Genomic DNA, 24,092 nt, shown 5'->3' on the forward strand with positions numbered 1-24,092 from the left:
AAAAAAATATTGAATTTCAAAATAGCTTTTCTTATATTATAATCTACAAAGATAAGGTAATTATACGATTTTGAAAAAGAATAATTTGGGAATAACCAACTAAAATTCAAACTTTAACTGATACACTACAAATTTTTTCTGATGGGTGTTCAAATTGTTTAAGGAAATACCTAATAGTCGCACTGAATTTTTTAATTTTTCTTGATATAATAATTCTTTTGCGGTTTCAAAAATCAAACCTTTATCTGAGATAAAATATTGTAAAGTTTTGCTTCGCGTTTGTTGTGTAAAATCGGAATATTTAATTTTTAACGTAATGGTTTTACCTGCAATTTTGTGCTTTTTTATCCGACGTTCAATTTCTTCAGCGATATTTTTTAACCGTTCTTCCATATAAATTTCGGAAGATAAATTGGTATTAAAGGTTCGTTCAGCTCCAATAGATTTCATTTCTCTATTAGGTTTAACTTGACTAAAACTGATGCCTCGAGATAAATTATAGTACGATTTTCCACTGTTGCCAAAATGCTTTTCAAGATAGTCTAACGATTTACTTTTTAAATCGGTTCCAGTATAAATGCCTAGTTGATACATTTTTTCTGCGGTGACTTTTCCAATTCCGTAGAATTTTTTCACATCTAACACTTCAATAAAAGCTTCCACCTCATCTGGATTGACTGTTTTTTGTCCGTTAGGTTTATTAAAATCACTGGCGATTTTCGCTACAAATTTATTAATAGAAATTCCAGCAGAAGCGGTTAAACCCGTTCTTTCAAATATTTTTTGTCTGATTTCTTGAGCGATTAAAGTAGCACTTGGATTGCCTTTTTTATTTTCCGTTACATCCAAATAGGCTTCATCTAATGAAAGTGGTTCTACCAAATCGGTGTATTCATGAAAAATAGCTCTGATCTGTTTCGAAACTTCTTTGTACCGGTCAAAATTAGTTTTCACAAAAATTAAATCTGGACATAAACGAGCAGCCTGAGCGCCACTCATCGCACTACGAACACCAAATTTTCTGGCTTCATAACTAGCCGCACTCACCACACCACGAACTTCATTTCCACCCACTGCAATGGGTTTCCCTTTTAAATCAGGATTATCCAACTGCTCTACAGAAGCATAAAATGCGTCCATATCAATGTGAATTATTTTTCGGTATAACGTTTCCATATGAATTACAAAGTACTGAAAAAAATCCATTTTACAGAATACAAATTTCACAAAAAAACACCAACAAGGCATAAAGAAAAACTTAATTTTCTTGAATTTTCATATGGTAAATCTTTAGAAGATATATAACTTTATATTTAAATATAGTACATTTGATTCTTAATATTTTGAAAATTATGGAAGAAATAGAACGTAAATTTTTAGTTCACTCGTTAGATTTTATCGTGGAAGCAAGTCAGGCTCAAAAAATTGCGCAAGGTTATTTGAACTCAGCTCCAGAACGAACGGTAAGAATTAGAATTAAAGATAATAAAGGATTTATTACCATAAAAGGAAAAGGAGACGAAACGGGAACTACGCGTTTTGAATGGGAAAAAGAAATTGATTTACAAGAAGCAGAAGCTTTACTTCAATTATGTGAAGCAGGTGTAATTGATAAAACTCGCTATTTAATTAAAAAAGGCAATCACACCTTTGAAGTTGATGTTTTTGATGGGGAAAACAAAGGATTAGTTGTAGCTGAAATTGAACTTTCTGATGCCAACGAAACCTTTGAAAAACCAATTTGGCTCGCAAAAGAAGTGACTAGTGATGAAAAATATTATAACGCATATTTAAGTAAAAAGCCTTTTAAGAGTTGGTAAAAATGTTATCATTTCACCTTAACTTATCACTAGTGTTTTGTAAAAACTGATTTTTAAAAAATAGTTGCAAATTACTTTTTCACTACTTCTATGTCAACATCAATATGTCCACCATAAGACAGTGGTTTAACTTTATCAAAAGCAGCTTTTGTTAAATCAATATGTCTGTTTTTATGAAAAGGGCCGCGATCAGTAACTGTAACATACACCACTCTTTTTGTTTTTACACCTGTAATTTTTAACTTGGTTCCAAAAGGTAATTTTCGGTGTGCACAAGTCATGTCATTATTGTTGAATTTTGCACCACTTGCGGTTCTTCTTCCGTTAAATTTATTGGCATAATAGGATGCATGTGCCGATTTATGGTACATCTCCAATTTCTCAACTGGTTTAATCGTGTCCTTTTTAATCGTATCTCCAGCTTTAACTAATTTGGGCTTTTCTTGTGAGGGTATTATTTTTAAATTTTCCTTCTGAAAAAAAAGCACAACAAAAAGTGGTAATATGTATATAAACTTCTTCATTTTCATGTACTATTAAGATTAAAAAAAACAAAAAATGCCATTCTGAAATTAATTCAGAATCTAAAAAATTTACTTTAATAAATTAAAAAGAGTCTGAATCAAGTTCAGATAGACAAAAATTCATTTTTTATGTTTTTACTGCTAAGACAAAAATTATGCCATCCAATTCGACCAAGGAATTCTTGATAAAATAAATAGTAAACCTGCGAAATATAAGAATCCGATTTTTTTAAATTTTCCGTTGCTGCTTTCTTCTTTTTTGTGTTTGCTCCAACCTATTGTAATTAAAGCAATAGCTAAAATATTTACTAAAGGATGTTCTACTGCAGTTAATCGTAAAGCGGCGTTACTCATTTGACTCATAGCTTCTTTTCCTAATGGAGAAGTTACCCATACAGCCAAACCAACTACTAATTGTATGTGAGTTAAAATTAGTGCTACTAAAGACAAACTTCTGTCTTTTTTTGTGAAATTTCTTTTCGCTGAAAGTCCTAAAAAAGCATTTATTACAGCAATTAATAATACCGCCAAAACAGCATAAGCTAATGTAGAATGAATAGATTGTAACATAGATTAGATTTTAAGTTATTATTTCAAATGTAAGAAAATATCTGTAATCCTTACTTAATTTATCGTTAAAAATTGTAAATTCTTGTTGGAGTTACGCATAAATCTAATTGAATATCAGTAGGTAACACGTTTAAAATTAATGTTTCAGACTCGAAAAAAGACAGACCAATTTTTAATACATCAGGTTTACATTTGGCTAAAAAGTTATCGTAAAAACCTTTTCCATATCCTACACGATTTCCTTTTTCGTCAAAAGCTAAAAGCGGCACAAAAACTACATCAATTTTAGAAACTGGTACTTCTAAACCATCAACGGGTTCCGGAATATCGTATCTATTTTTTTTAATAGTGGTGTTATCAGTTAATAAAAAATGTGTCATTTCTCTGGTTTCAAAATCGGATTTAGAAAGCACAATGTTTTTATCTTTTCCTGCCAAAACTTGAAGAATATATTCAGTATTGATTTCCTTCTGCTTTTCAATAGGTAAAAAAAGATGGTAAAAACTATGTTGCCAAATATCTAGACGAATGAGTTGATTGGCAATTTGCAACGACCAATCTTCAATATTATCTTCTGATAAATTCAGTCTTAAATCTTTATATTTTTGTCTTAATTCGGGTTTATTCATCTTCTAATTTTGTTGAAATATGAAAAACTGCATCGCCTTGATACACTACAGGCGCATCATTAACATTAATTAAATAACCAGTATGTGGTGCTTTCAATTTGTGACTCACTTTTCCGAATGGATCTGAAATTGTGGCCACTAACTCGCCTTTTTCTACAAAACTTCCAATGGTTTTTAAGCCGTGGAACATGCCTGAAAAATTAGCTCTAATCCAATCTGATTTTTCAATGTAAATGGTGTTATGTGGTTCGGAAACTTGATGTTTGGGTTGCAGCATTTTTAAATGTGATAAGAATCGCTTGGTGCCTTCCACGCCTTCTTTCGTTACCTCATTATTTATATCTACAGATTTTCCACCTTCAAACAATAACATTTTTACTCCCATTCTGTCACAAGAACTTCTAAACGAACCTGCAATATTATTAGAATATAAGGTAAAAGGCGCTCCAAAAACGTCCGATAGGGTTTTTAATTCCGAATTATTAGGGACAATTCGAATTTGTGGCGCATTAAATCTTCTGGCTCCACCCGCATGAAAATCTACAGCATAATCTATGTGTGGGACAATTTCTTTTAATATATAATACGCAAACTGACTTGCTAAAGAACCGGTTTTACTTCCTGGAAAAATTCGATTTAAATCGCGTCCATCAGGAAATTCTCTGGTTTGATTCACAAATCCGAAAATGTTAATTACTGGGATACAAATTATAGTTCCGCATTTTGGCTTGTTGATTTTTTGAACTATAAGCTCTCGTACAATTTCGGTTCCATTAATCTCATCACCATGTAAACCTGCACTTAACAAAACAACTGGGCCTTCTTTTTTACTTCTTTCTACAATAATAGGAATGTGTAAATCGGTCATTGTATGCAATTTTCCTATTTGCATGTTGATGGTTTTACTTTCGCCTGGTAAAATAGTTTCGTTAAAAATGGTAATGGACTTATGCATAACGTGTTCGACTTTTTGGCTAATGTAATAAAAAAAGCGCACCACAGATTCACAGATTTTAAAATTTTAAATCCGACATCATAATAGCATATGAAGATTCAACAAATATGTACACTTTGGTTCTTAGTTTTTACGAACTAAAACCTGTGAATCTGAGTTAAATAAAAAGACTCACTCAAAGTGTTAAGTAGAAATCAATTGTTTTTTGTTATTTTTGTATGACTTTCTTAAGTCAAACTACTGATTACTAAAAACCGAACACTGCTTATTTAAAATGACGCCACTCGAACTACAAATCCAAACCTTACCTGACAATCCTGGAGTTTACCAGTATTATGACAAAGACAACAAGATTTTGTATGTTGGAAAAGCGAAGAATTTAAAAAAACGCGTACAATCGTATTTTACTAAAAATCACGATAATTATAAAACTTCAGTACTTGTAAAAAAGATTGTGACAATTAAACACATTGTCGTTCCAACAGAAACCGATGCGTTATTATTGGAAAACAATCTGATTAAAACGTTACAACCGAGATATAATGTTTTGCTTCGTGATGATAAAACCTATCCTTGGATTTGCATTAAAAAAGAAGCTTTCCCACGCGTATTTCCCACGCGTAAAATGGTAAAAGACGGCTCCGAATATTTTGGTCCGTATACCAGTTTTAAAACAGTAAATACGTTATTAGAATTAATTAAAGAATTGTATCCTTTACGTACTTGTAACTTCGATTTGTCGTTATCTAATATTCGTGCAGAAAAATACAAAGTGTGTTTAGAATATCATATTGGAAACTGTAAAGGTGGTTGTGAAGGGCATGAAACGCAGGAACAGTATCAAAATCAAATTACAGCAATTCGCGAAATATTGAAAGGTAATTTCAAAGAAAGTTTGAAAGAATTCAAAAATCACATGCAAGTTTTAGCAGCAGATATGCGATTTGAAGAGGCTCAAAAAATCAAAGAAAAAATAGAAGTTTTAGAAAATTATCAGGCAAAATCGACCATCTTAAATCCGAAAATCACCAACATTGATGTGTTTTCAATTATTTCTGATGAAACTATGGCGTATGTTAATTTTTTACAGATTTCGCATGGTGCCATTATTCGATCGCATACTTTAGAACTTAAAAAGAAACTAGATGAAACGGATGAAGAATTACTAGAGTTAGCTGTGGTTGAAATTAGAGAACGTTTTTCCTTAACTTCTAGAGAAATTATTGTACCGTTTGAAATAGATTTAGGAGAAAACATTAAAGTCACCGTACCGAAATTAGGCGATAAAAAAGAAATTTTAAATTTATCGGAACGCAATGCGAAATATTACCGATTGGATCAATTGAAACAAATTAAAATTGTAGATCCAGATCGACACACCAATCGAATTATGGCGCAAATGCAAAAAGATTTACGTCTTTCTGTAGAACCACGACACATCGAATGTTTTGATAATTCGAACATTCAAGGAACCAATCCGGTTTCGGCTTGTGTGGTTTTTAAAGATGGAAAAGCGAGTAAAAAAGATTATCGTCATTTTAATATCAAAACCGTTGAAGGTCCGAATGATTTTGCTTCCATGGAAGAAGTCGTTTATAGAAGGTACAAAAGATTGCTTGATGAAAAAGAACCGCTTCCGCAATTAATAATTATTGATGGTGGAAAAGGCCAATTGTCTTCCGCTTTAAAAAGTTTAGAAGATTTAGGTTTGCGAGGAAAAATTGCCATCATCGGAATTGCCAAACGCTTGGAAGAATTATTTTATCCAGACGATCCGATTCCTTTATATTTAGATAAAAAAAGTGAAACACTTAAAATCATTCAACAATTACGAAATGAAGCACACCGATTCGGAATCACACATCATAGAGATAAAAGAAGTAAAGCGGCTTTAAATTCTTCTGTAGAAAGCATTCCTGGAATTGGAGAAAAAACAATGATTACGCTAATTTCTCACTTCAAAAGTGTAAAAAGACTCAAAGAAGCAACAGAAAAAGAAATTTCTGACGTAATTGGACTTTCAAAAGCGAAAAAAATTACCGACTTTTACAAAAAAGAATAATACATGAGTAAGAACCAAGTAAAAAGTAAAAAGAAACAAGTGTATCGCTTTAGCGGTAAGTTCTCTTATTTACTACTTTTTACTTGGCTCATTTTACTTGGCTCATTTCACGCAAATGCTCAAGACACCATCAAAAAACCAAAAATCGGATTGGTGCTTTCTGGTGGTGGCGCCAAAGGATTAGCACATATAGGTGTGTTAAAAGTTATCGATTCTTTAGGGATAAAAATAGATTATATTGGCGGAACCAGTATGGGCGCAATTATTGGCGGATTGTATGCTTCAGGATATACAGGAAAACAACTCGATTCTATATTCAAAACCATAAATATTGACGATTTAGTTCAAGATAATATCCCACGGAAAACGAAACTATTACTCAATAAAAAAAACGATGATGTTTACGCATTGGTTCTCCCGTTTAGAAATTTTAAATTAGAAACACCCAACGGATTATCTAGAGGCTCCTATAATTTTAATTTTTTGTCTCAACTGAGTTATCATGTGAGGAACATTCGCGATTTTAAAAAATTGCCCATTCCTTTTTTTTGTATTGCTACCGATATTGAAACTGGTGAAGAAGTAGTTTTAGACAAAGGCATTTTTCCGCAAGCTTTAGTAGCAAGTAGTTCTATTCCTAGTATTTTTTATCCGATTGAAATTGAAGGAAGACTACTTATTGATGGTGGAGTAATCAATAATTATCCAGTAGAAAAATTAAGAGCATTAGGCGCAGAATTTATTATTGGTGTGGATGTACAAGAAGGTTTAAAAACACGAAAAGATTTACAAGGAATTACCACTATTTTCGGACAAATTTCCAACTTTAACACACAAGGTCAAATGGAAAACAAACGAAAATTAACCGACATTTATATCAAACCAGACATTAATGGTTTTTCTGTTTTATCCTTTGAAAATGGTAAAAAAATTATTAAAAATGGTGAAAATGCCGCGAACTCGAAACTAGAAGAACTTTCCGTATATAAAAATATCGATTTCATTAAACCACCAATACAAACTGTAAAAGATTCTATTTTTATTGGAAATATTGGATTTACAGAATTAAAAAAATATACAAGATCGTATGTATTGGGTAAGTTACGATTTAAACCAAACACCAAAATAAGTTTTAAAGATTTTCAAAACGGAATTCAAAATTTAGTCAATACACAAAACTTTAGTGGCGTGAAATATCAATTTAACGATAAAGATATTTTCATAAACTTAAGAGAAAACAAAATCAATACATTTATAAAATTTGCCCTGCATTATGATGAACTTTATAATAGTGGTGCGTTAATTAATCTAACCCATAAAAAATTATTATCAAAGAACGATATGGTATCGCTCGACGTAGTTTTAGGAGATAATTTTAGATATGATTTTAATTACCTTATTGACAATGGCTTTTATTTTAGTTTTGGACTTTCATCTAGTTTAAATAATTTCAATAAAAACATAAATAACGCTTTCGGAATTGAAAAATATTTAAACAATACTTTTGAAAAAATTAACTTAGATTATACCAGTTTAAGTAATAAGGTTTTTGTACAAACTGTATTTTTAAGAAAGTATACGATTGGTGGTGGTATCGAATTTCAAAACTTAAAACTAACTTCCGATAATTTACCACAAGCCAACAAAACAATCGAAAACAGCAATTACTTATCGTTTTTTACCTTTTTAAATCACGATACTTTCGACAACAAATATTTTCCAAAAAAAGGATGGTACTTTAAAGGAAACTTTAATTATTACTTTCATTCTTCAGATTATACCAATCAATTTAAAAAATTTTCCATCGCAAAAGCAGATATGGCAATTGCCTTTGAACCTATTAAAAATGTTTCTTTGGTAATTCAAAATGAAGGTGGATTTAAAGTTGGCTATTCATCTTTACCTTATTTCGACTTTGTTTTAGGTGGTTTCGGATTTAAGGAAACCAATAATATTCGTCCGTTTTATGGATACGATTTTTTAAATATTAGCGGAAACTCTTACGTTAAAGGTAGTGCAACTTTAGACTTTGAATTTTACAAAAAAAATCATGTTAACATGACGTACAACGCTTCTATTGTTGACAATTTTATTTTTAATGCCACAAAAACTTGGTTAAATAAACCCACATTTTCAGGATTCGGAATTGGGTATGGATTAGAAACACTTATTGGCCCAATTGAAATTAAATATACTTGGTCTCCGGAAACACATTACAGCGCTTTTTGGTTCAATTTAGGCTTCGTTTTTTAATTAAATATTTTGATTTGGTTAATTCATTGAAAATATCCTATATTTGACACAACTAAAAAATTATTACTTTATGTCTATTTGGAGAGTTAAACCCGTTTCTGCATTTGAAGCGGATATGAAAAAAAATGATTTAAAAAGAGTACTTACGAAATGGGGATTAACATCTCTAGGGATAGGTGCAATTATTGGTGGAGGAATTTTCACTTTAACTGGTATTGCAGCGCATGATTATGCCGGACCTGCATTAGCACTATCTTTTGTAATTGCTGGTATTGGTTGTTTATTTGCATCTTTGTGTTATGCAGAATTTGCATCAGTACTTCCGGTTGAAGGTTCTGCATATGCGTATGCGTATGGAACTGTTGGTGAACTTTTCGCATGGTTTATCGGTTGGAATTTAATTTTAGAATACATGATGGGAGCGACTACTGTCGCAGTTGCTTGGAGTGGTTATTTTGTGAAACTCTTACACTTGTTCCACATAGATTTTCCAATTTGGCTATGTAATGATCTCACCACAGCTACGGAAAAGGCTAGAGAAGCTGGTATTGAAGCCCCTGCTTTTGCTATCAACTTGCCTGCTTTTATTATTACTCTAATTGTAACTTCTATATTAGTTAAAGGAATTAAAGAAGCGGCTAAAACCAATAATATCATTGTAATTATTAAAATTGCAGTAGTTTTGTTTGTAATTATTGCTGGTGCTTTTTATATTGACACAGCTAACTGGCAACCGTTTGTTCCAGAAGAAACTACAACAATTGTTGATGGGGTAGAAAAAGTAAATTTTGGTTTTGGTGGAGTAATGACAGCTGCAACCATTGTATTTTTTGCATACATCGGATTTGATGCCGTATCGACACAAGCTGGTGAGGCGATCAATCCTAAAAAAGATGTCCCTTTTGCAATTGTAGCCTCTTTAATTATATGTACTGTACTTTATATTTTAGTCTCTTTAGTTTTAACAGGAATGGTAAAATATGATGTATTAGATAAATCTGCACCTGTTGCCTCGGCCTTTGCTGAAAACGGTTTAGGTTGGGCTGTATTTATCATTACTATTGCTGCTACAGCTGGTTTAACTTCTGTGATGTTAGTTATGATGCTTGGTCAAACAAGAATATTTTTAGGAATGGCAAAAGATGGTTTATTACCTCCATTCTTTAAAGATTTACATTCTACTTTTAAAACACCTTATAAAAGTACTTACTTAGTTGGAGCTATTATTGCACTAGTTGCTGCATTCACTCCTATTGATAAAGTATCTGAAATGTGTTCAATGGGAACTCTTCTAGCGTTTGCCATGGTGTGTATAGCTGTTATGATTTTAAGATACAAAAAACCAGAATTAGAAAGACCTTACAAAACTCCAGCCTTGTATTTAGTTGGTACACTTGGTGTTTCTTTTAACTTGTTTTTAATGTATTATGTAAGAGCAGAAACTTGGTATGCTTTTATCATTTGGGGAGTAATCGGAATTGCTGTTTATTTCTTTTACAGTAAAAAACACGCAAAACTTAATAACCCAGAGGAATTTGACAGATTAGATGAAAATCGCAATTAATTATATAAAAACGACTTCAAATTGAAGTCGTTTTTTTTTACAATATATTTTTCCGATATTTGTGTATTGAATTTGCTAAAACTTAAAACTTTACGAATCTTTAAAATTAGCGATTCTTTAAAAACAGCTAAAAAACAAGTTTTATTGCTATGAAAAATTGGGACGGATTATTAGCGTACTTGAAATTCCTCATCAAGAGAAATCCGGAGTGAATAATTTAATGTGTCAATTAGATAAAGGTTCGATCCACAAATTATCTAATTCTTTTATTGTCTAATTATCTAATTAATAAAAAAATGCCAATATATCATAAATTAGGAGATTTCCCTCAAAAACGCCATGTTCAGTTTGAAAAACCTGATGGTGGATTATATTACGAACAGCTTTTTGGTACAGAAGGATTCCACGGACATTCTTCTTTATTATACCATGTTCACCGACCAACACAAGTAAAAGAAATTACGAAGTCTTATTCTGTAGAACCAAAAATTGCCATTGGCAAAAACATCAAATCTTTATTATTTAAAGGTTTTGAATTACAACCCGCCGACGATTTTTTAGAAAGTAGAAAAGACATGTTAGTTAACCGTGATTGTACCATCGGATTAGCCGCACCAAAAAAATCATTACGAAGTTATTTTTATAAAAACGCCGATGCAGACGAAATGATATTTATCCATAAAGGTTCTGGAAAATTACGAACCATGATGGGAAATATTGATTTTGAATACGGTGATTATTTAATTATTCCTCGTGGAATGATTTATCAGATTGATTTCAATACAGAAGATAATCGCTTATTTTATGTAGAATCTTATGCTCCATTTTATACACCTAAAAGATATAAAAACGAATCGGGTCAACATCTGGAACATTCGCCTTTTTGCGAAAGAGATTTTAAATTACCTACTGAAATAGAAACGTACGATGAAAAAGGTGACTTCTTAATCAAAATTAAAAAAGAAGGCATGATGCACGAAGTGGTATATGCAACACATCCTTTTGATGTTATCGGTTGGGATGGATACAATTTTCCATATGGATTTTCCATTCATAATTTCGAACCGATTACAGGTCGTGTACATCAACCACCACCAGTTCATCAAACTTTTGAAACTGCTACCTTTGTGGTTTGTTCATTCGTACCAAGATTATACGATTATCATCCAAAATCAATTCCAGCACCTTACAATCACAGTAATATAGATTCTGATGAAGTATTGTATTATGTAGATGGCGATTTTATGAGTCGAAACAATATCGAACAAGGTCATATTACTTTACATCCAAAAGGGATTCCTCACGGACCAGCACCTGGAGCTATGGAAAGAAGTATTGGTCATACCGAAACAAAAGAATTAGCTGTTATGGTAGATACCTTCCGTCCGTTAATGGTTACAGAAGCTGCTATGGGATTAGATGATGGACAGTATTACAAATCTTGGGTAGAATAACAAACAAAACACAACTTTAGGTAATGTGAAAATTACCATTAATATCAAAAAAATTATGAATAACGATTTAAAATCAGTCGAATACGGCTTAGAAAAAATATTTGAAGGCGCACAAGATTTCTTGCCATTACTAGGAACAGATTATGTAGAATTTTACGTTGGAAATGCAAAACAAGCCGCTCATTTTTACAAAACAGCTTTTGGTTTCCAATCTTTAGCATATGCCGGATTAGAAACAGGTGTAAAAGACAGAGCTTCTTACGTTTTAAAACAAGATAAAATTCGCTTGGTCTTAACAACGGCTTTAAAAAGTGATTCGCCAATTGGAGAACATGTAAAAAAACATGGCGATGGAGTTAAAGTAATTGCACTTTGGGTTGAAGATGCTCGCAAATCATATGAAGAAACAACAAAACGTGGTGCAAAACCTTATTTTGAACCAGTAGTTGAAAAAGACGAAGACGGAGAAGTGGTTCGTGCTGGAATTTACGGTGCTTACGGAGAAACTGTTTTTGTATTTGTAGAACGTAAAAACTATAATGGAATTTTTATGCCAGGCTACAAAGAATGGAAATCGGATTACAATCCTGCTCCAGTCGGATTAAAATTTATTGACCATATGGTGGGCAACACAGGTTGGAACAGAATGGATGAAGCCGTTAAATGGTTTGAAGACGTGATGGGATTTGTAAATTTCCTTTCTTTTGACGACAAACAAATTACTACTGAATACTCGGCATTGATGTCTAAAGTAATGAGTAATGGTAATGGAAGAATTAAATTCCCAATCAATGAACCGGCTAACGGAAAAAAACGTTCTCAAATTGAAGAATATTTAGATTTCTATGAAGGAGAAGGTGTACAACATATTGCTGTTGCAACAGACGATATTATTTCTACTGTTGCCGATATGCGATCTCGTGGAATCGAATTTTTAAGTACGCCACCACAAGCTTATTACGATGCCATTCCTGAAAGACTAAAAGATCATATGTCGAAATTTAAAGAAGACATAAATGAACTTCAAAAATTAGGAATCATGATTGATGCCGATGAAGAAGGTTATTTGTTACAAATTTTCACGAAACCTATAGAAGACCGACCAACACTTTTCTTCGAAGTCATTCAAAGAATGGGTGCAAAAGGATTTGGAGCAGGAAACTTTAAAGCACTTTTCGAATCAATTGAAAGAGAACAAGAAAAAAGAGGGACATTATAAAAAATAAAAAGCAGCTGTAATAGGCTGCTTTTTTATAAAATAATTTAATATCAAGCAGTTACAAGAAGAATTGATTAAAAAAAAATAAAAATCTTGTTGTTTTTATCCCTCAAAAACCCATAAACTAAAAACACAAATTATTAAATACTTAAAAATAACACAATATTTTTTTGTTTTGTTAAATTTTACCCACTTTTCTTACGTATTATTCTGTTAAAAGTGTTAAAGTTGATTTTTCTTTAAATAAAACACAAAATCTTAACATATCTTTGCAGGGCAATTGAGAGGTAGTAGACTCATATTGTATATAAGTTTTCATAATTTATAGTTTTTTGGTTGGTTAAAACATAAAAACTCAGTCATATCATTTGACTGGGTTTTTTGTTTTTTGTAACTTTGGAACAATAATTGTATTCTTCCAAGAAAACTAAAAAAATGAAAAAGATAATTTTACTTTTTACAGTGTTTGTAATCTCTAACTCTTTTGTTACAGAACAAACAGATTCTTATGGCGTTGGAGAGTTTTTTAAACTAAGAATACATTACGGAGTTATAAATGCTGGCTATGCTACTTTAGAAGTTAAAGATGCCGAACTGAACGGCAAAAAAATGCATCATGTAGTTGGCAAAGGCTATACTACTGGTATGACAAAAATGATGTTTAAAGTAGTAGACAACTACGAAAGTTACTTCAATAAAGACACCAACAAACCTTATGTTTTTATAAGAAATATCAACGAAGGCGGTTATACTAAAAACCAACAAGGTTATTTCAATCAAAACAACAATACAGTTCTAGTAAAAGACTATAAAAACAAAACAGAAAAAACCTTTAATGTTCCAGAAAATGTTCAAGATATTGTGTCTTCATTTTACTACTTAAGAAACCATCCAAAAATTAACAAACTTAGTGTTGGAGAAGCCATAACAATTGATATGTTTTTTGACGATGAAACCACAAAATTTAAACTTAAATTTGTAGGCAGAGAAAATATAAATTCTAAATTTGGAAAAATAAACTGCATGATCTTTAAACCTTTAGTACAAGCTGGTCGAGTTTTTAAAGAGGAAGAAAGCTTAACGGTTTGGATTTCAGACGATAACAATAAAATTCCAATACGAATAAAAGCCAGCTTAGCTGTTGGTTCTATAAAAGCCGACATTGATCAATATAAAGGACTAAAACATCCTATAAATTTTAAAAATTAAGTGTTTTGCAAAACAATATTCAAGAAAAAATCGAACAATTAAATGAAAAGTTTGATAAAATAAATCAGAAAACGGATACACATTTAGAAGGTTTACTTTGGTCGAAACCCATAACTTATTGGGATTATATTCAAACTGATGCCTTGCTTAATTTACAAATCCAACGTTCTACTTTACCTGACGAAATGGTTTTTATCATGTACCATCAAGTAAATGAATTATTGTTTAAAATGATTCTGTGGGAAATGAATCAAGTTTGTCATAGCACTAAAATATGTACTGATTTTTTTACAGAACGACTGAATAGAATTAGTAGGTATTTTGACATGTTAACCACTTCTTTTGATATTATGAAAGAAGGTATGGAACCCGAACAATATTTAAAATTTCGAAACACCTTAACACCAGCAAGTGGCTTTCAAAGTGCCCAATATAGAATGATTGAGTTTGCTTCAACAGATTTAATAAATCTTATCGATATCAGATATCGGGCCACAATAGATGTGAACACACCTTACGAAAATGCCTTAAATCATTTATATTGGCAAGCTGCTGGAAAAGATTATCACACCGGTGAAAAATCCTATTTATTAAGCGAATTTGAAAAAAAATACAAAAGAGAATTTTTGTGTTTTATGGAAGATTATAACGACAAAAATCTTTGGCAAAAATTTAAACAATTACCTATAAACGATCAAAAGAACCCAGATTTAGTAGCTGCGATGCGCCATTATGATAAAACCGTTAACATTACCTGGGTAATGGGTCATTTTAATGCCGCTAAAAAATACATAGAAAGTGTACCTGGATCTCAGGAAGCAACTGGCGGTAGTGATTGGAAAAAATACATGCTTCCAAAATACCAAAGGAGAATTTTTTTTCCTGAACTTTGGAGCGAAGAAGAATTAAAAAATTGGGGAGAATAATACAAAAAACAACAGTTTGAAATATTTACTATACGTACTTCTGCTATTGGTTTCGTTTTCATGTCAGAATAATGAAAAGGATAAAAACGCAGTAGAAAAAAAAATTAAAAAAGAACCGATTATAAAAAAATATGGTTTTACATTTAACGACTTTACCGTTGTAGAAGATACGCTACAATCTGGTGACACGTTTAGTACCATTTTAGAAACTTATACATTACCAGATAGTTTAAAAACCTTTGATGTAACTGAAAAAATTAAAGATTCTTTCAATATTAAAAACATACGAGCTGGAAAACCTTTCATTACTTTATCTGATAAAAAAAACAAAAAAAACATAAAAGCACTGGTTTATGTTCAAGACAAAACAAGTTATTTAGTAGTCGATTTAAGAGATTCGATAAAAGTTGAAGTTAAAAAAAGACCTACCGTAATTAAAAGAAGAACTGTTGCGGCAGAATTAGATGGCTCTTTGTCTGAAACGCTTTCAAGAAAAGGTGTTAGTGCTTCTTTAGCCAACGAATTAGCACAAATTTATAAATACTCTATCGACTTTTTCAAACTAAAAAAAGGCGATAAATTTGCAGTCACCATTAAAGAAAAATATTTTGAAAATGGCGAATATTTGGGTGTAGATGAAGTTGAAGCTTCATATTTTGAATACAAAGGAAAAAAGATTTATGCCTTTCCTTATAAAATAAATCCAAATCAAAAAAAAGTAGAATATTTTGATGAAAAAGCATCTGGAGCCAAAAGTATGTTTTTAAAAGCACCGCTTTCTTTCTTTAAATTAACCTCTAAATTTACAACTCGCCGATTTCATCCTGTACAATTTACTTGGAAAGCCCACAACGGAACAGATTATGCTGCACCACACGGAACACCTATAAAAACAACTGCTTCTGGTGTTGTTGAAGCAACAGGTTATACTTCAGGAAACGGAAATTTTGTAAAAGTAAAACACAATTCAAAATACGCTACACAATACCTTCACATGTCGAAAATTTTAGTTCGAAGAGGACAATCTGTAACTCAAGGACAAATAATTGGAAAAGTGGGAAGTACCGGTTTAGCTACTGGTCCGCACGTATGTTATCGTTTTTGGAAAAATGGCGTTCAAGTAGATCCATTACGATTGAAATTACCCACTTCTGAACCGATGACCAAGAAACAAAAAGAAAAATATTTAGCACATATTGCCCCTTTAAAAAAAGAATTAGAAGACGTAACTGCAAAAACGTTTAAAGAATAAAAAACACTAAAATGAAACTACAAAATAGCAATCCAACCGAAACAAATGCTTGGCAAAAATTAAGAACGCATTTTTCTGAAATAGAAGCACAATCTATTCAAGATTTATTTCATAATGACCCCAAAAGAGCTGAAAATTTTAATATTGATTGGAATGATTTTTATGTAGATTTCTCCAAAAATAATTGGACAAAAGAAACCATAAACTTGTTAATTGAATTAGCCAATGAAGTAGGTTTACAAAGCGCTATTACCAACTACTTTTCTGGTGAAAAAATAAACGAAACCGAAAACAGAGCAGTGCTTCATACCGCTTTACGTGCCAATGAAAATGACACCGTACTTTTTGAAGGGAAAAACGTAATCCCAGAAATTTTTGCAACCAAAAACAAAATAAAAGATTTTACCAACTCTATCACTTCTGGTGAAGCTAAAGGATATTCTGGTAAACCTTTCACAGATGTAGTAAATATTGGAATTGGTGGATCTGATTTAGGTCCGGCCATGGTAGTAGAAGCGCTACAATTTTACAAAAACAATTTAACGACTCATTTTATTTCAAATGTAGACGGTGATCACGTTCAAGAAATATTAAAAAAAATAAATCCTGAAACCACTTTATTTGTGATCGTTTCTAAAACATTTACTACTCAAGAAACCTTAACCAATTCGGAAACTGTAAAAAAATGGTTTTTATCTGAAAAGTTTGGAACAACCGAAAAAGATATTGCCAAACATTTTGTGGCGGTTTCTACCAATTTACAAAATGTAACGAATTTCGGAATTGCATCTGAAAACATTTTTCCAATGTGGGATTGGGTTGGCGGACGCTTCTCTTTATGGAGTGCAGTAGGTTTAACCATAAGTTTAGCTGTTGGTTATGACAATTTCAATGAATTATTAAAAGGAGCAAACAAAATGGACGAACATTTTAAAACGACACCTTTTGAAAAAAACATTCCTGTAGTTTTGGCTTTATTGAGTATTTGGCATAACAATTTCTTTGGAGCAGAAACAGAAGCCTTAATTCCATACACGCAATATCTACAAAAATTAGCACCTTATTTACAACAAGGAATTATGGAAAGTAACGGAAAATCTATTGGTAGAAATGGCTTTCCCGTAAATTATCAAACCGGAACAATTGTATGGGGCGAACCAGGAACCAATTCACAACATGCTTTTTTCCAACTAATTCATCAAGGTACAAAACTAATTCCTACTGATTTTATCGGTTTCATTCAACCGCTTTACGGAGAAAAAGACCATCATAATAAATTAATGTCGAACTTTTTCGCACAAACGGAAGCTCTTTTAATGGGAAAAACCAAAGAACAAGTAACTTCAGAATTTATTAAACAAGGAAAAACAGAAGCAGAAGTTTCACATTTAATTCCTTTTAAAGTGTTTGATGGAAACAAACCAACTAACACCATATTAATTGAAAAACTAACGCCAGAAAGTTTAGGCGCTTTAGTTGCCATGTACGAACACAAAATTTTTGTACAAGGAATTATCTGGAACATATACAGTTACGACCAATGGGGCGTTGAGTTAGGGAAGCAATTAGCCAATACTATTTTAAGCGAAATAGAGAATAAAGTTGTGAAAAACCACGATAGTTCTACTGCTGCTTTACTTGCAAAATTTATTAACAAAAATAAAAGTTAATAAATTCTAAATTATGTTAATGTTTACTTAACATTAGCCGTTGTTTTTTTTATAATTTTGTGGAAAATTTATAATTAAATACAACATGAAAAAGTACATTTATTGGTTTTTTCTATTCGTTTCCGCTGTCGGATTTTCACAGGTAACTAAATCGGCTATAGCCGGTACTGTAAAATCTACAACAGGAGAAGTACTTCCGGGTGCAGTAGTAGAAATAAAACACGTTCCAACAGGAACAAAATATTTTTCGACAACCGACGAAAAAGGAAATTACTCTTCAAATTCAGTAAGACCAGGTGGACCTTACACCATTAAAGTAAACTACACAGGTTACAACGAATCTGTAATTGAAGAAGTGTCTGCTCCGCTTGGAAGTTCAATTATTGTTAATATTGAATTACAGAGCACTTTAAATGCTATTGAAGAAGTAAAAATTGTTGCAGTTAACGCTAAAGATGCCTATAACAAAGGTAAAACGGGTGCAGGACAACAATTTTCTACAAGAGAAATTAACTCCGTGCCAATTATCGGATCAAGAAGCATTAACAGTATTACTAAGTACAATGCAAATGCTGGAAGTAATGGAACTTTTGGAGGTCAAGATTCTCGTTTAAATAACTTTACTATTGATGGTTCTGTATTTAATAACGGATTTGGTTTAGGTTCAGACACTCAAGCTGGAGGAAGAACTGGTTCTACAGCAATTTCTTTAGACGCAATTGAACAACTTCAGGTAAATATTGCACCATTCGATGTAAGACAATCTGGTTTTACAGGTTCTGGAATTAACGCAGTTACAAGAAGTGGTACGAACGAAGTTGAAAGTTCTGTATACCATTCTTTCAGAAATGATAAAAAAGAATACTTAGGAAACAGAGCAGGTAATATTAAAATTACTCCATCAAAATTTCAAGAAAAAATTTGGGGTGCTAGAATTGGAGCTCCAATTATTAAAGATAAATTATTCTTCTTTGGAAATTTTGAAACTATAGATAATACTAGTCCAGCTACAACTTGGACAGCTTCAGGCTCACCAACACCTGGTGCGCAAGTGTCTGAAACTTCTTATACAGATTTGGTTAATGTTTCCAACTTACTAAAAAATTCTTTTGGCTACGAAACTGGACCTTTTGAAAATTTTGATGCTGTAAGAGAATCAAAAAAATTCTTAGCACGTATCGACTGGAACATCAACGATAATCATAAATTAACAGTTCGTTATGTACACCATGATTCTGGATCAGATGAATTAATTTCTAACTCTAACTCAGCTGGTTTTGGTAACAGAAGAACTAATGTTTTCTCTATGTCTTACAAAAATAGTGGATATGTTATTGAAGACAATACTAGATCATCTGTATTAGAATGGGACTGGAAAATCTCAGAAAAATGGTCGAATAACTTTATTGCTGGTTACGACAAACAATTAGAAAATAGAGGTTTACAAGGTGGTGGGATTTTCCCAACTATCGATATTAAAAGAGGAGCAAATAACTATATCTCTGCTGGTTTAGATCCATTTACTCCAGGAAACTTACTAGATTATTCAACACTACACTTTACCAACAACATTACTGGAAACTTTGGTAAACACACGTTATTATTTGGTGCTAACTTTGAAAGATTTGTTTCGAATAACAACTTCTATCCAGCATCAAACGGAGTTTATATTTTTGATACTTTAGCGGCATTTGAAGGAGCGGTTGCTGAAACTGTTGCAAATGGCGGTGCCCCAGCAACTACAGCAGCTAACTTACCGTCTCGTTTCCAGTACAGATATTCTGCTTTACCTGGCGGTGCTGAACCTTTACAAGTATTAAAATCAAATAAGATTGATATATATGCTCAAGATGAATATAATGTATCTGACTTTTTAAAGTTAACACTTGGTGTTAGAGCTACAGCTGTAAGTTTTAGAGATACTGCATTAGAAAATCCTGCAGTTACAGCAATGACTTTTGCGAATGGTGAAAAATTCAACACTGGTGAAATGCCAGATACGCAATACTTATTTGAACCTAGATTTGGATTCAACTTAGATGTAAACAAAAACAAAAAGACAATTCTTCGTGGTGGAACTGGAGTTTTCACAGGAAGACCGCCTTTAGTTTTCTTATCTAACGCTATTGGAAATAACGGAGTATTGACAGGTTTTATTGATGTAAGTGGTGCAGATTTAATTAATGGTGGTTACGGATTTACAGCTAATCCAGGTCAGTATTTCACACCAAGTACGCCACAGTTACCATCAACTTTTGATTTAGCTTTTACTGATAAAGATTTCAAATTCCCTCAATCTTGGAAAACTAACATTGCTTTAGACCAAAAATTACCATTCGGATTTATTGGATCTTTAGAAGGAATTTACAGTAAAAACATTAACGAAGTTTTCTATTATAACGCGAACTTATCAGATCCAGTTGGAACTATCAGTAATGGTGGAGACAACAGACCTTTTTACTCGGGAACTGATGCAGGCGCAAGAGTAAACAACAATGTTTCTAATGCTATCGTTTTATCTAATTCTAATCAAGGTTACTTTTATTCAACAACAGTAAAATTAGAGTACCCTTACAAAAAAGGATTTTGGGGATCTATTGCCTATACTTACTCTAACGCACAAGATTTATTATCTGCTGGTTCTATTGCCGCAGGATCTTGGACAGGTGCTAGATCAGTTTTAGGAAATAACAACTTAGATTTATCTAATTCTAATAATAATACACCACACAGAATTGTTGGTTTATTAGGATACAAATTAAATTACGGTAAAAACTATGGTGGTTCAACTTCAGTAAATATTGGATATATTGGAGAACAAGCTGGTGCATTTACTTATACTTACGGAAGTGATATTAACGGAGACCGTGTAAATGGAAACGACTTATTATACATTCCAAACAATGTTTCAGAATTACGATTTGTAGACATCACTCAAAATGTTGGAGGTGTAAACCAAGTATTATATACTGCTGCAGAACAAGCCGCTGCATTTGACAGATACATCGAACAAGATTCTTATTTAAGAGGAAAAAGAGGTCAATATGTAGATAGAAATGCTAACGAGTTACCAATGTTACACCGTTTAGATTTATCTGTTACACAAGATTTCTTCTTAAAAATTAGCGGAAAAAAACAAGCTTTCCAATTTAGAGCAGATATCTTAAACTTTACTAACTTATTAAACAACGATTGGGGAGTTTCTAAAAGAGTAACCAATTCACAAATTTTATCAGTTAGAGAAGCGCCAAGTGCTGCAAATAATTACACACCTGGTTTACAAATGGCAATTCAAACAGATGACAATGGTCAGAGATATTTAACTAGAAATACATTCTCTAATAATTCATCAGTATTTGATGTTTGGCAAGCACAATTCACATTAAGATATACTTTCGGAAAATAATCACATAAATAAAATATTATGAAACTAATAAATAAAATATCAAAAGCATTAGCAGTAATTACTGTGGCTTTATTATCATTCTCTTGCGAAAATGATTCAGAAAATGTTATTGAAAAATACCCAACAATTGTAGAAATTTTAGAAAAAGACCCTGCTAACTTTAGCATATTAAAAGCCGCTTTAATCAAAACGGATTTATTTAATACTTTTAGAAATCCAGGATCTTACACAGTATTAGCTCCAAGAAACAGTTCTTTTGAGGCAATTGGTGTAACAGAAGCTTCTATTGCTACAATGTCTACTGCTGATGTTGCTCTTTTAAGAAGAAGATTACAATACCATGTGTTATCTATAGGAACTATTTCAGCAGATTTCCCAACAAACGGGTATGTAAATTCATTTTCTCCTTTCGGAACTTCTACATCAATTTCTTTAAGTTTACATACTAACAAAGCTTCAGGTATAGTTTTGAATGGTGGCCTTTCAAATGGTGGTGCAACTGTTTTACAAAAAGACATCAACGCAAGTAATGGAGTAATTCATGTTATTGATGCAGTACTTTCATTACCTAAAGTTCACAACTTAATTATTGCAAATCCTGATTTATCTAGCTTAGTGGGAGTATTAAGCTCTACACCTCAAACTTCTGTATTTATGGATTTAACCAGTACAGCAACTGGTGCTACAAATGCATTGTCTCGTACTGTTTTTGCTCCAACTAATGCCGCTTTTACTAATGCCGCTTTTTTAACTGGACAATCAGATGCTAATATTACAAAAGTTTTAAGATACCATATTGAAAACAATAACCGTAGAGCTTCATCTAGCACTTCTTTTGCTTCAACAGCTACTACGATTAACACTCAATTAACTGGTCCACAACAAACTATTACCATTCCAGCTGCTACTGTAAAAGTAGTAGATATTACAACAGTAAATGCTACTATTAGAACTGTAAATATTCAGGGTACAAATGGTGTGGCTCATATTATTGATAAAGTTTTACAACCAACTTTATAATACGCACCTCTAAATATCTAAACCGTCTTGATTCCTTTCAAGGCGGTTTTTTTTTATCTTATAAAATCTTACATTTACAAAAAAAACAAATATGGTATTAAGTAGATTTTGGCTCGTTATTTTTATTTCTTCAATAGTATTTATAATTATAAGTTTATTTGCAGGAAACACGTATTCTGTTGATTTCGTTTTAAATGGAAAAAAAGACGATCCAATATTAATCTCAGAAAAATTTTTAACTGAAATTCCTGTTTTTATAAAAGATAGTATTCAGAAATCGGAAGAAAAAACATTTACTATAAACCGTGATACTTTAAATGCCGATACCACTTATGTTTATAAAAACCAAACTGTAAAAATTTACAGCGGGAAACAAAAATCGGATGGTTTATTACCTACTTGTAAAACCAGTTTATTTGATATTATCTTACCACTTATGGCTTATTTAGCCTTCTTTTGTGGTTTAATGGAATTACTTATTATTTCTGGTGCATCAGAAAAATTAGCTAAAAAACTAAGTCCGTTTTTCTCAAAAATATTCCCTTCTGTACCTAAAAACCACGAATCCGTTTCGTACATGACTTTAAATTTTGCTGCGAATTTCCTTGGATTAGATTCTGCTGCCACGCCATTCGGATTAAAAGCCATGCAAAGTTTACAAGAATTAAATTCTGAAAAAGACAAAGCCAGCGACGCCCAAATTATGTTTATGTGTTTACATGCGGCAGGTTTAACGTTAATTCCCACTTCAATTATCGGATATCGAGCAGCAGCCAATGCCGCCAATCCAGCTGATGTGATGTTACCGTGTATAATTACCTCATTTATTGGAACTATAGCCGCTTTATTAATTGTAGGAATTAGACAAAAGATTAATTTTAAAAGCGCTACTTTGATAGTTGGATTAATGACAGTAATCGCGGCAATTGCTGGTTTATTATTTTATGTCAACCGATTAAATTTAGTGGAAAAAAACTTTTTCACTTCTAACCTATCTGGGCTAATGTTAATTGCTATCATCGGAATTACTTTAGTTTATGCTTTTACTAAAGAAAGTAAATTCGTAGCACAAAAAACCACCATTTTTGATGCATTCGTGTCGGGTGCTAAAAACGGATTAACTACAGGAGTTACCATTTTTCCATATGTAATGGGAATGTTAGTAGCCATTTCTTTTTTTAGAAATAGCGGTTTATTTGAAATTATGAGCGACGGAATTTCATTTGCCTTTTCAAACATAGGTGTAAGTAAACAAATTACAGATTCTTTACCTGTTGCGATGCTACGCCCTTTTAGTTCAAGTGGTTCACGTGGATTTATGTTGGATGCAATGAGTACTTTTGGTGTCGATTCGTTAACCGGAAGATTAAGTGCTATTTTTCAATGTAGCGCCGAAACCACTTTTTATGTAATTGCCGTTTACTTCGGAAGTATTAATGTGAAAAACACCAGATACACTTTAGGAATTATGCTTTTAGTAGATTTAATCTGCGTGATTACGGCTATTGCAGTGGCGAGTTGGTTTTTTGTGAAGTAAATTTCTTACCTGCAAGGTTTTC

At 32.1% G+C, this 24,092-nt stretch carries 18 protein-coding genes; 13 read left to right on the top strand and 5 right to left on the bottom strand.

The annotated features are described in order from the left end of the window. Positions 1-99: 99 nt before the first annotated feature. On the bottom strand, positions 100-1,206 hold the full coding sequence (gene dinB / locus G4D72_RS11255) for a DNA polymerase IV (RefSeq protein WP_235922499.1): 1,107 nt from the start codon (positions 1,204-1,206) through the stop codon (positions 100-102). Between the two features lie 146 nt (positions 1,207-1,352). Here dinB and G4D72_RS11260 point away from each other — a divergent pair, with 146 nt between their 5' ends. Next, positions 1,353-1,820: a CYTH domain-containing protein gene (locus G4D72_RS11260; RefSeq protein WP_166077808.1), complete on the top strand. Its 468-nt coding sequence runs from the start codon at positions 1,353-1,355 to the stop codon at positions 1,818-1,820. 71 nt (positions 1,821-1,891) lie between these two features. Here G4D72_RS11260 and G4D72_RS11265 read toward each other — a convergent pair whose 3' ends face one another. The 4 genes from G4D72_RS11265 to G4D72_RS11280 all read right to left on the bottom strand — a co-directional run bounded on the left by G4D72_RS11265 (position 1,892) and on the right by G4D72_RS11280 (position 4,498). Further along, a complete protein-coding gene (locus G4D72_RS11265; RefSeq protein WP_166077809.1) occupies positions 1,892-2,344 on the bottom strand; it encodes a septal ring lytic transglycosylase RlpA family protein in 453 nt (150 codons plus the stop codon). Positions 2,345-2,497: 153 nt separating this feature from the next. Continuing rightward, entirely contained in the window at positions 2,498-2,914 is a 417-nt protein-coding gene (locus G4D72_RS11270; protein ID WP_166077810.1) for a hypothetical protein, read from the bottom strand. 65 nt (positions 2,915-2,979) lie between these two features. After that, positions 2,980-3,543: a 5-formyltetrahydrofolate cyclo-ligase gene (locus G4D72_RS11275; protein WP_166077811.1), complete on the bottom strand. Its 564-nt coding sequence runs from the start codon at positions 3,541-3,543 to the stop codon at positions 2,980-2,982. Further along, complete coding sequence (locus G4D72_RS11280; protein ID WP_235922501.1) at positions 3,536-4,498, bottom strand: succinylglutamate desuccinylase/aspartoacylase family protein; 963 nt, start codon at positions 4,496-4,498, stop codon at positions 3,536-3,538. The genes G4D72_RS11275 and G4D72_RS11280 overlap by 8 nt, the downstream gene beginning before the upstream one ends. 274 nt (positions 4,499-4,772) lie before the next feature. On the opposite strand from G4D72_RS11280, the gene uvrC reads away from it, so the two are divergent. The 12 genes from uvrC (at position 4,773) to G4D72_RS11340 (ending at position 24,070) form a co-directional block, all read left to right on the top strand. Further along, positions 4,773-6,560 carry an excinuclease ABC subunit UvrC gene (gene uvrC, locus G4D72_RS11285; protein ID WP_166077812.1) on the top strand — a complete coding sequence of 596 codons (1,788 nt, stop codon included), beginning with the start codon at positions 4,773-4,775 and terminating at the stop codon, positions 6,558-6,560. Positions 6,561-6,563: 3 nt separating this feature from the next. Then, a complete protein-coding gene (locus G4D72_RS11290; protein WP_166077813.1) occupies positions 6,564-8,813 on the top strand; it encodes a patatin-like phospholipase family protein in 2,250 nt (749 codons plus the stop codon). Positions 8,814-8,883: 70 nt separating this feature from the next. Beyond that, the gene (locus tag G4D72_RS11295) at positions 8,884-10,377 is read left to right on the top strand and encodes an APC family permease (RefSeq protein ID WP_166077814.1); all 1,494 of its coding nucleotides are present in this window, start codon (positions 8,884-8,886) and stop codon (positions 10,375-10,377) included. Between the two features lie 296 nt (positions 10,378-10,673). Continuing rightward, complete coding sequence (locus tag G4D72_RS11300) at positions 10,674-11,831, top strand: homogentisate 1,2-dioxygenase (RefSeq protein ID WP_166077815.1); 1,158 nt, start codon at positions 10,674-10,676, stop codon at positions 11,829-11,831. A 55-nt stretch (positions 11,832-11,886) separates the two neighbouring features. After that, entirely contained in the window at positions 11,887-13,050 is a 1,164-nt protein-coding gene (hppD, locus tag G4D72_RS11305; protein WP_166077816.1) for a 4-hydroxyphenylpyruvate dioxygenase, read from the top strand. 435 nt (positions 13,051-13,485) lie between these two features. Next, positions 13,486-14,259 (top strand): DUF3108 domain-containing protein, encoded by a 774-nt coding sequence (locus G4D72_RS11310; RefSeq protein ID WP_166077817.1) that lies wholly within the window; start codon positions 13,486-13,488, stop codon positions 14,257-14,259. 5 nt (positions 14,260-14,264) lie between these two features. Beyond that, complete coding sequence (locus G4D72_RS11315; RefSeq protein WP_166077818.1) at positions 14,265-15,185, top strand: tryptophan 2,3-dioxygenase family protein; 921 nt, start codon at positions 14,265-14,267, stop codon at positions 15,183-15,185. Positions 15,186-15,201: 16 nt separating this feature from the next. Next, positions 15,202-16,437, top strand: a complete 1,236-nt coding sequence (locus tag G4D72_RS11320) for a M23 family metallopeptidase (RefSeq protein WP_166077819.1) — start codon at positions 15,202-15,204, stop codon at positions 16,435-16,437. An 11-nt stretch (positions 16,438-16,448) separates the two neighbouring features. Continuing rightward, positions 16,449-18,107 carry a glucose-6-phosphate isomerase gene (pgi, locus tag G4D72_RS11325; RefSeq protein WP_166077820.1) on the top strand — a complete coding sequence of 553 codons (1,659 nt, stop codon included), beginning with the start codon at positions 16,449-16,451 and terminating at the stop codon, positions 18,105-18,107. 85 nt (positions 18,108-18,192) lie between these two features. Next, positions 18,193-21,513, top strand: coding sequence for a TonB-dependent receptor (locus tag G4D72_RS11330; protein ID WP_166077821.1), 3,321 nt, complete (start codon positions 18,193-18,195; stop codon positions 21,511-21,513). A gap of 18 nt (positions 21,514-21,531) precedes the next feature. Continuing rightward, positions 21,532-22,533 (top strand): fasciclin domain-containing protein, encoded by a 1,002-nt coding sequence (locus G4D72_RS11335; protein WP_166077823.1) that lies wholly within the window; start codon positions 21,532-21,534, stop codon positions 22,531-22,533. A gap of 91 nt (positions 22,534-22,624) precedes the next feature. Further along, positions 22,625-24,070: a nucleoside recognition domain-containing protein gene (locus G4D72_RS11340; RefSeq protein ID WP_166077824.1), complete on the top strand. Its 1,446-nt coding sequence runs from the start codon at positions 22,625-22,627 to the stop codon at positions 24,068-24,070. The last annotated feature ends 22 nt before the right edge of the window (positions 24,071-24,092 follow it).

This window comes from Flavobacterium difficile, from assembly GCF_011392115.1.
GTDB lineage: Bacteria > Bacteroidota > Bacteroidia > Flavobacteriales > Flavobacteriaceae > Flavobacterium > Flavobacterium difficile.

Excerpts from the sequence above, each read along its gene's own strand:
- hppD (WP_166077816.1), top strand. The coding sequence starts at position 11,887 with ATGAATAACGATTTAAAATCAGTCGAATACGGCTTAGAAAAAATATTT.
- G4D72_RS11260 (WP_166077808.1), top strand. The coding sequence starts at position 1,353 with ATGGAAGAAATAGAACGTAAATTTTTAGTTCACTCGTTAGATTTTATC.
- G4D72_RS11300 (WP_166077815.1), top strand. The coding sequence starts at position 10,674 with ATGCCAATATATCATAAATTAGGAGATTTCCCTCAAAAACGCCATGTT.
- G4D72_RS11340 (WP_166077824.1), top strand. The coding sequence starts at position 22,625 with ATGGTATTAAGTAGATTTTGGCTCGTTATTTTTATTTCTTCAATAGTA.
- G4D72_RS11330 (WP_166077821.1), top strand. The coding sequence starts at position 18,193 with ATGAAAAAGTACATTTATTGGTTTTTTCTATTCGTTTCCGCTGTCGGA.
- pgi (WP_166077820.1), top strand. The coding sequence starts at position 16,449 with ATGAAACTACAAAATAGCAATCCAACCGAAACAAATGCTTGGCAAAAA.
- G4D72_RS11270 (WP_166077810.1), bottom strand. The coding sequence starts at position 2,914 with ATGTTACAATCTATTCATTCTACATTAGCTTATGCTGTTTTGGCGGTA.
- G4D72_RS11280 (WP_235922501.1), bottom strand. The coding sequence starts at position 4,498 with ATGCATAAGTCCATTACCATTTTTAACGAAACTATTTTACCAGGCGAA.
- G4D72_RS11310 (WP_166077817.1), top strand. The coding sequence starts at position 13,486 with ATGAAAAAGATAATTTTACTTTTTACAGTGTTTGTAATCTCTAACTCT.
- G4D72_RS11335 (WP_166077823.1), top strand. The coding sequence starts at position 21,532 with ATGAAACTAATAAATAAAATATCAAAAGCATTAGCAGTAATTACTGTG.
- G4D72_RS11275 (WP_166077811.1), bottom strand. The coding sequence starts at position 3,543 with ATGAATAAACCCGAATTAAGACAAAAATATAAAGATTTAAGACTGAAT.
- dinB (WP_235922499.1), bottom strand. The coding sequence starts at position 1,206 with ATGGATTTTTTTCAGTACTTTGTAATTCATATGGAAACGTTATACCGA.
- uvrC (WP_166077812.1), top strand. The coding sequence starts at position 4,773 with ATGACGCCACTCGAACTACAAATCCAAACCTTACCTGACAATCCTGGA.
- G4D72_RS11295 (WP_166077814.1), top strand. The coding sequence starts at position 8,884 with ATGTCTATTTGGAGAGTTAAACCCGTTTCTGCATTTGAAGCGGATATG.
- G4D72_RS11290 (WP_166077813.1), top strand. The coding sequence starts at position 6,564 with ATGAGTAAGAACCAAGTAAAAAGTAAAAAGAAACAAGTGTATCGCTTT.
- G4D72_RS11265 (WP_166077809.1), bottom strand. The coding sequence starts at position 2,344 with ATGAAGAAGTTTATATACATATTACCACTTTTTGTTGTGCTTTTTTTT.